The 13,629-nt window shown below is 69.0% G+C and carries 13 protein-coding genes; 9 read left to right on the top strand and 4 right to left on the bottom strand.

Annotated elements, in window-relative coordinates:
• Positions 1-36: 36 nt before the first annotated feature.
• Together BLW09_RS13320 and BLW09_RS13315 are read right to left on the bottom strand one after the other, a co-directional pair.
• The gene (locus tag BLW09_RS13320; protein ID WP_089913557.1) at positions 37-1,017 is read right to left on the bottom strand and encodes a metallophosphoesterase; all 981 of its coding nucleotides are present in this window, start codon (positions 1,015-1,017) and stop codon (positions 37-39) included.
• Positions 1,017-3,554, bottom strand: coding sequence for a transglycosylase domain-containing protein (locus BLW09_RS13315; protein ID WP_089913554.1), 2,538 nt, complete (start codon positions 3,552-3,554; stop codon positions 1,017-1,019). The genes BLW09_RS13320 and BLW09_RS13315 overlap by 1 nt, the downstream gene beginning before the upstream one ends.
• A gap of 81 nt (positions 3,555-3,635) precedes the next feature.
• Between BLW09_RS13315 and BLW09_RS18940 the strand changes: the two genes are divergently transcribed.
• Positions 3,636-3,803 carry a DUF4177 domain-containing protein gene (locus BLW09_RS18940; protein WP_157696942.1) on the top strand — a complete coding sequence of 56 codons (168 nt, stop codon included), beginning with the start codon at positions 3,636-3,638 and terminating at the stop codon, positions 3,801-3,803.
• The gene (locus BLW09_RS13310) at positions 3,803-4,273 is read left to right on the top strand and encodes a RidA family protein (protein ID WP_089913551.1); all 471 of its coding nucleotides are present in this window, start codon (positions 3,803-3,805) and stop codon (positions 4,271-4,273) included. Before BLW09_RS18940 ends, BLW09_RS13310 begins: the two co-directional genes overlap by 1 nt.
• Before the next feature lie 55 nt (positions 4,274-4,328).
• Here BLW09_RS13310 and acs read toward each other — a convergent pair whose 3' ends face one another.
• Positions 4,329-6,278, bottom strand: a complete 1,950-nt coding sequence (gene acs / locus BLW09_RS13305) for an acetate--CoA ligase (RefSeq protein ID WP_089913548.1) — start codon at positions 6,276-6,278, stop codon at positions 4,329-4,331.
• A gap of 344 nt (positions 6,279-6,622) precedes the next feature.
• On the opposite strand from acs, the gene BLW09_RS13300 reads away from it, so the two are divergent.
• The 5 genes from BLW09_RS13300 to BLW09_RS13280 are packed head-to-tail and all read left to right on the top strand — an operon-like array spanning position 6,623 to position 9,633.
• Complete coding sequence (locus BLW09_RS13300) at positions 6,623-7,630, top strand: TadA family conjugal transfer-associated ATPase (RefSeq protein ID WP_089913545.1); 1,008 nt, start codon at positions 6,623-6,625, stop codon at positions 7,628-7,630.
• A gap of 5 nt (positions 7,631-7,635) precedes the next feature.
• The gene (locus BLW09_RS13295) at positions 7,636-8,538 is read left to right on the top strand and encodes a type II secretion system F family protein (RefSeq protein ID WP_089916887.1); all 903 of its coding nucleotides are present in this window, start codon (positions 7,636-7,638) and stop codon (positions 8,536-8,538) included.
• A 59-nt stretch (positions 8,539-8,597) separates the two neighbouring features.
• A complete protein-coding gene (locus BLW09_RS19305) occupies positions 8,598-8,870 on the top strand; it encodes a DUF4244 domain-containing protein (RefSeq protein WP_089913542.1) in 273 nt (90 codons plus the stop codon).
• 44 nt (positions 8,871-8,914) lie between these two features.
• Entirely contained in the window at positions 8,915-9,244 is a 330-nt protein-coding gene (locus BLW09_RS13285) for a hypothetical protein (protein WP_089916883.1), read from the top strand.
• The gene (locus BLW09_RS13280) at positions 9,241-9,633 is read left to right on the top strand and encodes an Rv3654c family TadE-like protein (protein WP_442911276.1); all 393 of its coding nucleotides are present in this window, start codon (positions 9,241-9,243) and stop codon (positions 9,631-9,633) included. Before BLW09_RS13285 ends, BLW09_RS13280 begins: the two co-directional genes overlap by 4 nt.
• Before the next feature lie 55 nt (positions 9,634-9,688).
• On the opposite strand, the gene BLW09_RS13275 is transcribed toward BLW09_RS13280, so the two are convergent.
• Positions 9,689-9,934: a hypothetical protein gene (locus tag BLW09_RS13275; RefSeq protein ID WP_089913539.1), complete on the bottom strand. Its 246-nt coding sequence runs from the start codon at positions 9,932-9,934 to the stop codon at positions 9,689-9,691.
• A 304-nt stretch (positions 9,935-10,238) separates the two neighbouring features.
• Between BLW09_RS13275 and topA the strand changes: the two genes are divergently transcribed.
• A complete protein-coding gene (gene topA / locus BLW09_RS13270) occupies positions 10,239-13,001 on the top strand; it encodes a type I DNA topoisomerase (protein WP_089913536.1) in 2,763 nt (920 codons plus the stop codon).
• Complete coding sequence (gene tmk, locus BLW09_RS13265) at positions 12,998-13,618, top strand: dTMP kinase (RefSeq protein ID WP_089913534.1); 621 nt, start codon at positions 12,998-13,000, stop codon at positions 13,616-13,618. Before topA ends, tmk begins: the two co-directional genes overlap by 4 nt.
• The last annotated feature ends 11 nt before the right edge of the window (positions 13,619-13,629 follow it).

Genomic DNA, 13,629 nt, shown 5'->3' with positions numbered 1-13,629 from the left:
GTCGGCTCGGCACCCGTCGGCTCGGCACCCGTCGGCTCAGGGCGCTGCGGTCAGGGTGACCAGGGTCGCCTCGGGGCGGCAGGCGAAGCGCACCGGCGCGAAGATGGATGTTCCGAGCCCTGCCGACACGTTGAGGTAGGCGGAGCGGAAGGCGTGACGCCAGATGCTCAATCCCTTCACCTGCGCGCGCGGGATGTCGCAGTTGGTGACCAGTGCTCCGAACCCGGGAACGCAGACCTGACCGCCGTGGGTGTGGCCGGCGAAGATCATCGAGGCGCCGTAGGTGACGAACGCATCCAGGATGCGGCGGTACGGAGAGTGCGTGACGCCGATGGTGACGGCCTGCCGCTGCGCGCTCGGGCCCTCGTCCGGCCACGTGTTGTCGTCCGAAAAGGGGTCGTCCTCGCGCAGCTCGTCCAGCGCGCCGGGGATGGCCTCCACGCGGTCGAAGCGGATGTGCGGGTCGTCCACCCCGAAGAACTCGAGATGCGTTCCCCGGATCTCCAGGCCGGCCGCACGATTGTCCAGATCGGTCCAGCCCAGCTCGCGGAAGTACGCGGTCAACCCAGCGGTGTCGAGCCGCGGCGCGGTCGACGTGCGCTTCTTCGACGGGCCCAGGAAGTACTTCAGCGGGTTCTTGGCCTGCGGCCCGAAGTAGTCGTTGGATCCGTGGACGAACACGCCGGGGACGCCGCGGAAGCCGTCGTACGCTGCGCGGACGCCCTCGAGCCCGCGGGCATGGCCGAGCACGTCGCCGGTCTCGACGATCAGATCCGGCTTCAGCCGGGCGAGGGAGCGGATCCACTCCTGCTTGTCGCGCTGCCAGGGCGCCATGTGCAGGTCGGAGAGGTGGAGGACCCGGATCGGCTGCGCACCGGCCGGAAGGACCGGAGCACTCACCTCACGCAGCGTGTACGCGCGACGCTCGACCAGTGAACCGTACGCGAACGCGGCGGCACCCGCACCGGCGAGGACCGCCAGCGCGGAAGCCGCAGGTCGGAGGACTCCGCGAGCCACTATCCGCCGGTGCCCTGGGTCGGCGGGGCGGCGGGTGCCGCCAGCGTCAGAGTCACCTCGGTGCCGGGTTTCGCCGGAGCGTTGCCCGCCGGATCCTGCGCCTGTACGGTCGCGGTAGGACTGTTGCCGCCGTTGGTCTTCACCTTGAAGCCCGCAGCCGTCAAGGCGGCGAGGGCGTCGCCGTACTTCTGCCCCACGACGTTCGGGACGGCGACGAGAGATCCGTTGCTGGTGAACAGCGTGATCACCGTTCCCTTGCTGACCTGGGTGCCGGCGGCCGGATCAGTGGCGGAGATGGTGCCTGCGGGAGCGACCGAGTCCTGCTGACCGCCATCGGCCGTGTCGAGGCCGACCCCGGTCAGGATGGACTTCGCCTCGTCCGGAGTCTTGCCCGTCAGATCCGGGACGGCGACTTGAACGCCGCGCATCTGACTGTCCGAAACGCTCGGGAAGTCGTCGCCGCCGTATTTCTTGGCTGCGGCCGTCATCATCGCCTCTTGGACGTTGTTACGAGCGGTGGCCACCGTCTTGCCGTGCGCGGGGCGGATCTGTCGCATCGAGGTCTTGCCCTCGATGTTCCCCGCCCAGTACGCTCCGGCGACCTTGGTCGTCGCCGCGACGAGCCACACGTGCAGAGCATCGTCGGACGTTCCCGTCTTGCCCAGCATGTCGTACGGAGTGTTGTTGATGCCCGCAGCGGTGCCGTTGGTCACCACCCGCTTCAGCGCGTACGCCATGGCGGCTGCGACGTTCGGATCGACGGCTTGTGAGCACTTCGACGCCGGTGCGGGGATCTCTTTGCCCTGACCGTCGACGATCTTGTCGATCGCGATGGGCGTGCAGACGGACCCCTTGTTCGCGATTCCCGCGAACGCCGTGGCCATGGTCAGCGGGGCGATCTCGTTCGTGCCGAGGATGCTCGCCGCCGTGGAGCCGAGCTCCTTGCCGGGTACCGCCGAATGGACCCCGAACGCCTCGGCATCCTTCTTGATGTTGCACAGATCCAGCTGCTTGGCCATACCGACGAAGGCGGTGTTCACAGAGCCCTGCGTCGCCGCGATCGCGTTCATCGTTCCCGGATTGCTGAAATCATCGTTGGTCGGCTTCCACGGTCCGGTCCCCGAGTCGCCGCACGAGTTCTTGAACGGCCAGTTGGAGCCGCCGTACGTCTGCACGCGGGCGTTCACGGTCTCGTTGAGCGAGTGGCCCTGCTTCAACCATTCGGCGAGGGTGAAGACCTTGTAGGTCGAACCGGGCTGGAAGCCGCTCGAGCCGCCGTAGTCGTAGTCGGTGCTGAAGTTGACGCTCGTATAACGCGTCGGGTCGCTGGCGACCACATCCGGGTCCTGCGAGTAGTCCTTGTTCTGCGCCATGTAGAGCACCCGGCCGGTTCCCGGCTGAACCCCGACCAGGGCGCCGCCGACGGTCTGGGAGAAGCCCTTGGGCATCCAGTCGTTCAGCGTCGACTCGGCGACCTGTTGGAGCTGGAGGTCGAGGCTGGTGTAGATCTTGTAGCCGCCGCGGTTGAAGTTGGAGGCTCGGGTGTCCTCGTCGGCGCCGAAGGTGGGGTCGTTGAGGATGATGCGCTGGACGTAGTCGCAGAAGTACGCGGACCCGCCGGCGGTCTGGCAGCCGCGTTCGGAGGGGGTGATCACCGGCTGGATCGGGGTCTTGACCGATTCGTCGTACTGCGCCTTGGTGATCCGCTTGTACTGGTACATCTTCTGCAGGATGTAGTCGCGGCGTTCTTTGTTCTTCGCGTACCCGTTCGCGGCGCCGTTGGTCTCCGAGTCCGGGTTGTCGATCTTCAGACTGGTCGGCTCGTTCACGATCGCGATCAGGCTCGCCGCTTGCGCCGGGGTGAGCGCGGCCGCGGTGGTGTTGTAGTAGTAATGCGCAGCAGCCTCGATGCCGTACACGGTCCCACCGAACCCGGCGATGTTCAGATACCCGACCAGGATCTGGTCCTTGGTGTACTTCTTCTCGATCCCGATCGCGTACTTCATCTCCTTGACCTTCCGGTCAGGAGAGACCCCGGTGGAATCATCCACACACTGCTGGTAGGTGGCCTTCTGCTCCTTGGTCTTCACCGGAAGCGCCTCGCACTTCTGCAGCAGCACGTTCTTCACATACTGCTGGGTGATCGAGGAACCACCCTGCACCCCACCACCGGCGACCGTGGAGAGCACACCACGCACCGTGCCCTGAATATCGACACCGCCGTGCGTATAGAACCGGGGATCCTCACCCGCGATCGCCGCATCCTTCGCCGCCTGCGAGATCTGATCGAACGCGACCGGGAGCCGGTTCTGGGAATAGAACGTCGCCAGAGGCACATCCTGGTCACCGTTCTTGGCATAGATGGTGGTCGGCTGAGCCAGCTGATCGACGTTCAGATACTCGGGAAGACCCTCGAACACGCCGATGCTGTTATTCGCCGCCATCCCCGTCACCGCGATCGCGGGCGTGACAGCAGCAGTGACCAGAAGACCGGCCACGACACTCATGCCGATGAACGCACCGGCGGCGCCGAGCACACCTCTAGCCTGTGGTTTTTGCGCAGACATAGGATCAGAGTAGGTGATGAACCTGCAAAATCCCCCGATCCGAGGAGCACGATGCCGCGCTGGGAATACCTGACCACCCCGCTGATGATCCACAACACCGCAGCGATCCTGAACAACTGGGGGTCGGAGGGCTGGGAGCTCGTGCAGATCGTCACCGGTCCGGAGGGCGGGCTGGTCGCGTATCTGAAGCGCCCCGTGACGGACGAGGAGCAGGCCTGATGGCGGATGTTGAGGCGCGTCTCGCGCAGCTCGGGATCACCCTGCCCGACGTCGTCCCGCCGGTCGCGGCCTATACGCCGGCGGTGCTCGACGGCAACCACGTCTACACCTCGGGCCAGCTGCCCATGGTGGCGGGCGCGCTCCCGGCGACAGGCAAGGTCGGCGAGGGTCCCGGGCTCGTCCCGCCCGCCGACGCCAAAGGCTACGCGCGGAACTGCGCCCTGAACGCGCTGGCCGCCGCGAAGAGCGTGCTCGGCTCCCTCGACCGCGTCTCCCGCGTCGTCAAGGTCGTCGGCTTCGTCTCGTCCGACCCCGCGTTCACCGGCCAGCCCGCGGTCATCAACGGCGCGTCGGAAGTGCTCGGCGAGATCTTCGGCGATACCGGCGTCCACGCCCGCTCCGCGGTCGGAGTCGCCGTGCTGCCGCTCGACGCGCCCGTCGAGGTGGAGCTCATCCTCGCGGTCGACTGACCCGATCCACGACGAAGGGGCGGCGCCGGTCGGCGCCGCCCCTTCGTCGTGAAGGTCAGGAGAGCTTGGCCTGGATGGAGCTCATCACGGCGGTGTCCGCCAGGGTGGTGGTGTCGCCGACCTCGCGGCCTTCCGCCACATCCCGCAGCAGACGCCGCATGATCTTGCCGGAGCGGGTCTTCGGCAGCTCCGTGACGATGAAGATGTCACGCGGACGCGCGATCGCACCGATCTGCTCGGAGACGTGCTTGCGCAGCTCGGCCGCCACATCCATCGCGCCGGCCTGCTCCAGCTGGTTCTGCTTGATGATCACGAACGCGACGACGGCCTGCCCGGTCGTCTCGTCGTTCGCGCCGACCACCGCCGCCTCCGCCGTGAAAGGATGCGCGACCAGGGCCGACTCGATCTCCGCCGTCGACAGGCGGTGACCTGACACGTTCATCACGTCGTCGACGCGGCCGAGCAGCCAGATGTCGCCGTCCATGTCGTACCGTGCGCCGTCGCCCGCGAAGTACTTGTCGCCGAACTTCGACCAGTACGTCTCCGTGAAGCGCTCCGGGTCGCCCCAGATGCCGCGCAGCATGCTCGGCCACGGCTCGGTGACGACGAGCAGACCGCCCTGATCCTTGCCGACGGGAGTTCCCGTCTCGTCGAGGATGTCGATCGAGATCCCCGGAAGAGGCACTTGGGCGCTACCCGGTTTCAGCGTCGTGACGCCGGGGAGTGCCGAGACCATGATGGCGCCGGTCTCGGTCTGCCACCAGGTGTCGACGATCGGGGTCGTGTCGCCTCCGATGACCTCGCGGTACCACATCCATGCCTCGGGGTTGATCGGCTCACCGACCGAGCCGAGGACACGCAGGCTCGACAGGTCGAACCGCTGCGGGTGCTGGCGGCCGAGCTTCATGAACGAGCGGATGGCCGTCGGCGCCGTGTAGAAGATCGAGACCTTGTACTTCTCGATGATCTCCCACCAGCGGCCGGGATGCGGCGTCTCGGGGGTGCCCTCGTACATCACCTGGGTGGCGCCGTTCGCGAGCGGGCCATACACGACGTACGTGTGGCCGGTGATCCATCCCACGTCGGCGCTGCACCAGTAGACGTCGGACTCGGGGTGCAGGTCGAAGACGAACTTGTGCGTGAACGAGGCCTGCGTGAGGTACCCGCCCGTCGTGTGCAGGATGCCCTTCGGCTTCCCGGTCGTTCCGGACGTGTAGAGGATGAAGAGCGGCTGCTCGGCGGGGAACGCCTTGGCGACGTGATCGGCGTCGACGAGCGCGAGCTCGTCGTGCCACCACAGGTCGCGACCCTCGGTCCAGGCCACCTCGTTCTCGCCGCGCTTCACGACGAGCACGTGCTCGACCGTGGTGGCGTCGCCGGTGAGTGCGGCATCGACCGCATCCTTCAACGGGAAGACCCGCCCCTTGCGCCAGCCGCCGTCCGCGGTGATGACGAGCTTCGCCTCGGCGTCGTCGATGCGCGAGCGCAGGCTCTCGGCGCTGAACCCGCCGAACACGACCGAGTGGACGGCGCCGATGCGCGCAACGGCGAGCATGGCGATGACGGCCTCCGGGATCATCGGGAGGTAGATCGCGACGCGGTCGCCAGCGCGGATGCCCAGGCTCGTGAGCAGGTTGGCCGCCTTCTTGACCTCTGCCGTCAGCTCGGCGTAGGTGATCGTGCGGGTGTCGCCCGGCTCGCCCTCCCAGTGGATCGCGACCCGATCGCCGTTGCCGGCGAGCACGTGGCGGTCGAGGCAGTTGTAGGCGACGTTCAGCTCGCCGTCGTCGAACCACTTCGCGAAGGGAGGCTCACTCCAGTCGAGGGTGCGCGTGAACGGCGTGTGCCAGTGCAGCAGCTCACGCGCCTGGTCCGCCCAGAAACCGAGCCGGTCGGCGGCAGCGCGCTCGTACAGCTCCGCGTCGGCGATCGCGTTCGCAGCGAACTCGTCGCTCGGCGGGAACCGGCGGGCTTCATGCAGCAGGTTGTCGATTGTGTTGCTCATGGGGAGTCTTTTCGCTCCTTTGCGATGCGGTCGATACGGGTCGTGGCGCGACAATGCCTGACTCTACAACCTGGTCGAGCGACCGCCCCAGGAGACTTGCGTTTGCATCGATTCTGCGTAAACTGGACCCCGGCCGAATGTAAATTCGTGCGTGCGGCGCAATCGATTCCCCCCAATCCTGCGCCGCAGTGGCCGCACCTGTTCCCCCCAATAGGTGCGGCCCCCCTTTTTTTAACCGGCCGGCCCGGCCTGCGGCCGTTGTGCACAGGCCGGCCGAGCTGCATTTCTCCACAGATCCGGTGGCGAGACCCCGGCTGGCCGGCCGGCATCCGTAGCGTCATCGCATGACGAATCCACAGCGCGGCGACGACCCACCCGGACTCTGGCGCACCTTCGGACCACTCGCTCCCTACCTCCTGCGTGCCGGGGTCACAGACCTCTTCGTCACGGCATCGGGGGAACTGTGGAGCGACGGACCTCCCGATGGACTGCGTCGGGAGGACGGCTGGCGCGCCGACCGGCAGACGGCACGAGAACTCGCGGTCCGGCTGATCGCCGCGGGCGGGCGTCACATCGACGAGGCGACTCCGTTCGTCGATGTGCGATTGACCGGGGGCGTGCGCGTCCACGCCGTCCTCCCACCGGTCTCCACCGGGGGTGCACTGCTGTCGATCCGGGTGCCTGCGCGCGACCAGCCCACGCTCGACGACCTCGTCGCGCACGATGGACTGGGTCCGTCCGAGCGCGATCGGCTGCTGGAGGCGGTCGAGGCGCGGACGAACCTGCTGATCACCGGCGCGGGCGGCGCCGGCAAGACGACGCTCCTCGCCGCTCTGCTGGGGAACGCCCCGCCGGACGAGCGGATCGTCGTGATCGAAGACGTCGCCGAGCTCCGCATCGACCATCCCCACGTCGTCGGACTCGAGGCCCGGCAGCCGAATCTCGAAGGCGCGGGAGGCATCGGCCTCCGTCGTCTGGTTCGAGAGGCCTTGCGGATGCGCCCGGACCGGCTGGTGCTCGGGGAGTGCCGGGGCGAAGAGGTGCGCGACCTCCTCGCGGCTCTCAACACCGGCCACGACGGCGGCGCAGGCACTCTGCACGCGAACTCGCTGGAGGACGTGCCCGCGCGGCTCGAGGCGCTCGGCGCCCTGGCGGGACTGGACGACCGAGCACTGGCGAGGCAGGCGGTCAGCGCCATCGGACTGGTGGTGCACCTGTCCCGGTTCGGCAGGACGAGAAGGGTCACGGGCTTCGGGCGGCTGCGGCGGGATGAAGCGGGACGACTGATGATCGCCCGGCTGGGGGACCGTGGAGACGGCGAGCGCGCCTCCGGCGTCGGCGGCGGGCCGTGAAGCGGATGCGCCGGGCGGCGGGGGCGGAGGCGGACGCCGCCGCAGCACTCGCCGAGTCGCTGGCCGTTCTGCTCGACGCGGGCCTGTCGCCGAGATCCACGTGGGAGGTCGTCGCCACCGATGGCGTCCACCCGCTGGCGGAACGTGTCGTGAGCGCGTTGCGGCAGCAACCGTCGTGTGCTGCTGCGCTCGTGAGGTCGGCGGATTCCGACGACCTCCGGATGATCGCGGTCGTGTGGCGGGTGGCGGAGCGGACGGGCGCTCCGCTGGGTCACACGTTGCGAGCGGCCGCGGAGATCCTGCGCGACGCGGCGGAGACGGAGCGCGAGGCGGAGGTCGCGTTGAGCGGGCCCCGCGCGACGGCGCGGCTGGTGTCGTGGCTGCCGGTCGTCGGCGCGCTGATGGCCGTCGCCCTCGGAGCGGATCTTCTCGGCGTGGTGGGGTCGGTCGCCGGTGCGACGGCCGTGGCTGTGGGCGGTGCGCTCCTGCTGGCGGGGCGGTGGTGGATGAGCACGCTGGTCAAGCATGCGACCGTCCGGGCGCCCCATGCCGGGCTCGCGGAGGAGCTCATCGCGGTCGGCCTCGCCGGTGGGGCGTCAGCCGACGCGGCTCGGGAGATCGCGAGAGGGGCCATCGCGGAATCGGGGCTCGCCCCGCTCGACGAGCGGCAGGCGTCCCGTGTGCTCCGGCTGGCATCGGCGGCGGGGGCGCCCGTGAACGAGCTGCTGACCGCCGCGGCTCGTCAGCAGCGGCGTGTGGCGCGCGCCGACGGGCGACGGCGGGCGACAACGCTCGGCGTCCGGTTGATGCTGCCCCTCGGCGTCTGCGTCCTCCCCAGCTTCCTGTCGCTGGCCGTTGCGCCGCTCGTGCTGTCGCTGTTGTCGTCCACAACGGCCGGGCTGCGCTGAGTCTCCACAGATCCGGCGCCCGTCTCCCGACCGCGAGCCGCAGAACGAAGGATGGAGTCATGAACAACACGACGAGCGAAGTGCGAGCGACGGAGGGGATGCGCCATCCTCTCGGCACCGAGAGGTGGCCGCGGTGGCAGTGGCGGTGGCGCAAGCTGGGCCGGCGATATCGCCGACGAGTGACCGACGACCGCGGCGCGGCGACCGCCGAGTACGCGATCACCATTCTGGCCGCGGTCGGGTTCGCCGGCCTGCTGGTCGCGCTGTTGAAGGGCGATGAAGTGAAGGCCATCCTCTCCGACCTGGTGCACCGTGCGCTGTCGGGCGGATGAGAGTCCCCGCGGGGTCCTGTGTCGCCGCCGGCGTGCCGGCTCGCATGACGGTGCACGACGACCGGGGCAGCGTGACGGCCGAGTTCGCGGTCGCGCTGCCTGCAGTGCTCGCCTGTCTTGCGCTCTGTCTCGGTGCTCTCCAGGGAGCGGCCCAGTACGGAGCCCTTGCGGCGGGCGCAGCCGCGGCAGCGCGCCTGGAAGGGCGCGGCGACGATCCTGCCGGGGTGGTGCCGTCGGGAGCGGTGGCGGAGATCGAGCGGGAGGGGAGAACGGTATGCGTTCGGCTGACGGCAGCGGGCGACACCGTCCTCGGCCGGATCGGCATCCGGCTCAGCGCCCGGGCGTGTGCGCTGGACGAGACGGCGGTCGGATGAACCGGGTGGTCCGCACGATGTCCGAGTCGCGAGCGCAACTCGCAGCAGCTCTTGCGTCCGACGATCGGGGGAGCGGCTCCGTGCTCGCTCTCGCGGTCGTGTGCGGGATGCTCACGGTCGCGGCGGGCGGGGCGGTGGTGGTCGGTGCCGCAGCGGCGCATGCGCGCGCAGCCGTTGCGGCCGACCTCGCGGCGCTGGCCGGTGCCGATGTCGCCGGCGGTCGCGTGGGTGGGGTGCCGTGCGACGTGGCTCGCGAGGTCGCCCTCGTCAACGGAGTGGAGCTGGCGGCCTGCGATCAGCTCGGAATGGTCGTGACCGTGACCGCATGCGAACGGTACCTGGGCCTCGACGCCGCAGCCTCAGCGCGCGCGGGACCGCCCGACGGGTGAAGTCGACGCCGGTGATGTCGACGTCGGGTGGCCAGCGGATGCCGAGCGGATCCGGTCAGTCGAAGACCGTCTCGAGGTAGCGGTACGAGACGGCGGTGGGGCGCTGCCCGCTGCCGTCGTCGGACGCGTACTCGAGCTCCGCTCCGGAGGCTCTCACATACAGGTAGTGTTTGGAGCCTGCGGGCGCCGAGATCTCCAAGCGGGGGCGGGCGTCTCCGGAGTCGAGGAAGCCGGTCGAGATCGTCTTGCCCTCCAAGGGTCCGTCGATCAATTTGGCGGTGTACATCATCGTCGTTGCCATACCGGCATTGTCCTCCAGAGGGCAACATCGGCATAGGGTCCTCGACAGTCCTGCGGCGGCCCTCCGGCCGCTCCCTCGGCCGCTCGGCCTTCGAAAGCGCGCTCTGCCGCTCCTGCGCCCAGGGCGAACGTCGAACATCCGATTAGGCGGACAAGCGGCGAAGGTGTGTATGGTTTGCCTGTCGGCCGCACGGACCATGCCAGGCGTGGACCGGCGTCTGCGGGGGGAGCGCGCCACGCCGGTCCGGTCGTGACGACACCGTGAGCTGTGGCGACACAGTGTGTGCATATATAAGAGGAGTCAGGTGCCTGACACGAAGAAGCTCGTCATCGTCGAGTCTCCGAACAAGGTGAAGTCGATCGCCCAGTATCTCGGCGACGGCTACGAGGTCATGGCCTCGGTCGGGCACATCCGCGACCTCATCGAGCCGAAGAACCTGCCCCCCGAGCTCAAGAAGGGGTCGCTCGGCAAGTTCTCCGTCGACGTCGAGAACGAGTTCGAGCCCTACTACGTGGTGTCGGACCAGAAGAAGAAGACGGTCGCCGACCTCAAGCGCGCGCTCAAGAACGCCGACGAGCTCCTGCTCGCGACGGATGAGGACCGCGAAGGAGAGGCCATCGCGTGGCACCTCGTCGAGGTGCTGAAGCCCAAGGTGCCCGTGAAGCGGATGGTCTTCCACGAGATCACCCGGGAAGCGATCGAGAAGGCCCGCGACAACACCCGCGAGATCGACACGGCGCTGGTCGATGCGCAGGAGACCCGCCGCATCCTCGACCGCCTCTACGGCTACGAGGTTTCCCCTGTCCTCTGGCGCAAGGTCGGACCGGGCCTGTCCGCCGGCCGAGTGCAGTCCGCCGCGACGCGGCTCGTTGTCGACCGCGAGCGCGAGCGGCTCGCGTTCGTGCCCGCCTCCTACTGGGGGCTCACCGCCCAGCTGGCGCCGGAGGACGCCAACGCCTTCGACGCACGTCTCGCCCGCGTTAACGGCGACCGCGTCGCCACCGGCCGCGACTTCGACGACCACGGTCGCCTCACCACCAACGCACGGATCCTCGACGAGGCGTCAGCGACGACCCTCGCGGCGGCCATCCGGCAGCCGAGCACGACGGTCGCCGTCTCGAAGGTCGACTCCAAGCCGTACTCGCGGCGACCGGCCGCCCCGTTCACGACCTCCACTCTCCAGCAGGAAGCAGCGCGCAAGCTCCGCTTCTCCGCGCGGCAGACGATGAGCGTCGCCCAGACCCTGTACGAGAACGGGTACATCACCTATATGCGCACCGACTCCGCGTCGCTGTCGCAGCAGGCGACCAACGCGGCGCGGACGCAGGCCGCAACGCTCTACGGCCCGGAGACGGTTCCCGACAAGCCGCGGACCTACGCATCCAAGAGCAAGAACGCGCAGGAGGCGCACGAGGCCATCCGTCCGTCGGGCGAGACGTTCCGCACGCCGGCCGAGCTGGAGCGCTCGCTGCGCGGACCGGAGCTGCGCCTCTACGAGCTCATCTGGAAGCGGACCGTCGCCTCCCAGATGGCCGACGCGAAGGGGCAGACCGCCTCCGTCACGGTCGAAGCGCGGATCTCGGAGGGACCGCTCGACGGAACCGTGGCCGAGTTCACGGCCAGCGGAACCGTCATCACCTTCCGCGGGTTCCTGAACGCCTACGAGGAGAGCCGCGACGAGGAGCGCAACGCGACCGACGCGGCCGAGGCCAAGCTCCCGCCGCTCACCGAGAAGCAGACGCTGAGCGTCCGCGACATCGCCGCGGACGGCCACGAGACCACCCCGCCGCCGCGCTACACGGAGGCGAGCCTCGTCAAGACGCTCGAAGAGCTCGGGATCGGTCGTCCCTCCACCTTCGCGAGCATCATCTCCACCATCATCGACCGCGGTTACGTGACCCAGCGCGGTCAGGCACTCGTCCCCAGCTGGGTCGCCTTCTCGGTCGTCCGCCTGCTCGAGGACTACTTCGGCGACCTGGTGCAGTACGACTTCACCGCCGAGATGGAGGACGACCTCGACCGCATCGCCGACGGCGAGGCGGAGCGCGTCGACTGGCTGAACAGCTTCTACTTCGGCAGCGACAAGCACAAAGGCCTCCGTCGTGTCATCGACAACCTCGGCGACATCGACGCGCGCAGCATCAACTCGATCGCCATCGACGACGGCGTCACTCTCCGCATCGGCAAGTACGGCCCCTACCTCGAGGTCGCAGACCCCGATGCCGGACCGGACGCTCCGCCCCGCCGGGTCAACATCCCGCCGGAGCTCGCTCCCGACGAGCTCACGCCCGCCAAGGCGCACGAACTCATCGAGGCGCCCGTCCAGACCGACCGCGTCCTCGGGACGAACCCCGAGAGCGGCAAGCTCGTCCTCGCCAAGGACGGCCGCTTCGGGCCCTACGTGACCGAGGCCGACCCCGAGGACGAAGCCGCCGTCGACCAGAAGACGGGCGAGGTGAAGGAGCCGGCGAAGACCACGAAGAAGGCCGCCGCCGCCAAGCCGCGCACCGCATCCCTCTTCAAGTCCATGGACCTCGCAACCCTCGACCTCGGCACCGCTCTGAAGCTGCTCGACCTGCCGCGCGTCGTCGGCGCCGACCCCGAGAGCGGCGAAGAGATCCAGGCGCAGAACGGCCGGTACGGCCCGTACCTGAAGAAGGGCGCCGAGACGCGTTCGCTGCCGAGCGAGGACGACATCTTCGACATCGACCTTCCCGGGGCCCTCGAACTCTTCGCCCAGCCGAAGTACGGCAATCGCCGGGCGTCCAGCGCGCTCAAGGAGTTCGACGCCGACCCGGTCAGCGGCAAGCCCATCCGTGTGAAAGACGGCCGCTTCGGCCCGTACGTCACGGACGGCGAGACCAACGCCACGATCCCGCGCGGGGAGACGGTGGACGAGGTCGACTTCGACCGCGCGGTCCAGCTGCTCGCCGACAAGCGGGCGAAGGGCCCGGCCAAGAAGCCGGCGCGGAAGGCTCCCGCGGCCAAGGCGACGGCCAAGAAGCCCGCCGCCAAGAAGACTCCGGCGAAGTCCACGACCGCCGCTGCGAAGAAGTCCGCCGAGTGAGCGAGGGCCTCTTCATCACGCTCGAGGGCGGGGACGGGGTCGGCAAGTCCACGCAGGCCGCGCTCCTGGAGGAGTGGCTCACCGGGCGCGGGCGCACCGTGGTGCGCACCCGCGAGCCCGGTGGGACGGACGCCGGCGTCGAGATCCGCGAGATCGTGCTCCACCACCGCGGAGACATCGCGCCGCGTGCCGAGGCGCTGCTCTACGCCGCCGACCGAGCGCACCACGTCGCCACCGTCGTCCGTCCGGCTCTCGCCCGAGGGGACGTGGTGGTTCAAGACCGCTACATCGACTCCTCGGTCGCCTACCAGGGAGCCGGCCGGATCCTCGACGCACAGCAGATCCGCGACCTCTCGCTCTGGGCGGCGGAGGGCCTGCTGCCGGACCTCACCATCCTGCTCGACCTCGACGAGGACACCGCCCGCACCCGGCTCGACTCCGCGCGCACCAGGTACGACCGGCTGGAGGCGGAGCGCTCCGACTTCCACGCCCGCGTCCGAGCCGCGTACCTCGCACTGGCCGCGGAGGAGCCCGAGCGCTTCCTCGTCGTGGATGCGGGCCGGCCGGTCGACGACATCGCCGCAGAGATCCGCGACCGGCTCGCCGCTCGCGTCTGAGGCCCGTCCGT

It is taken from the genome of Leifsonia sp. 21MFCrub1.1, from assembly GCF_900107895.1.
Classification (GTDB): Bacteria; Actinomycetota; Actinomycetes; order Actinomycetales; family Microbacteriaceae; genus Leifsonia; species Leifsonia soli.
Note: the sequence above shows the minus strand (reverse complement) of the source record. Positions and strands in the feature narration are given on the sequence as shown.

Bases quoted from the DNA above. Each gene is read 5' to 3' on its own strand.
- BLW09_RS13280 (WP_442911276.1), top strand. From the start codon at position 9,241: ATGAACCGGGTGGTCCGCACGATGTCCGAGTCGCGAGCGCAACTCGCA.
- BLW09_RS13295 (WP_089916887.1), top strand. From the start codon at position 7,636: ATGCGCCGGGCGGCGGGGGCGGAGGCGGACGCCGCCGCAGCACTCGCC.
- BLW09_RS18940 (WP_157696942.1), top strand. From the start codon at position 3,636: ATGCCGCGCTGGGAATACCTGACCACCCCGCTGATGATCCACAACACC.
- BLW09_RS13275 (WP_089913539.1), bottom strand. From the start codon at position 9,934: ATGGCAACGACGATGATGTACACCGCCAAATTGATCGACGGACCCTTG.
- BLW09_RS13285 (WP_089916883.1), top strand. From the start codon at position 8,915: ATGACGGTGCACGACGACCGGGGCAGCGTGACGGCCGAGTTCGCGGTC.
- acs (WP_089913548.1), bottom strand. From the start codon at position 6,278: ATGAGCAACACAATCGACAACCTGCTGCATGAAGCCCGCCGGTTCCCG.
- BLW09_RS13310 (WP_089913551.1), top strand. From the start codon at position 3,803: ATGGCGGATGTTGAGGCGCGTCTCGCGCAGCTCGGGATCACCCTGCCC.
- BLW09_RS13300 (WP_089913545.1), top strand. From the start codon at position 6,623: ATGACGAATCCACAGCGCGGCGACGACCCACCCGGACTCTGGCGCACC.
- BLW09_RS19305 (WP_089913542.1), top strand. From the start codon at position 8,598: ATGAACAACACGACGAGCGAAGTGCGAGCGACGGAGGGGATGCGCCAT.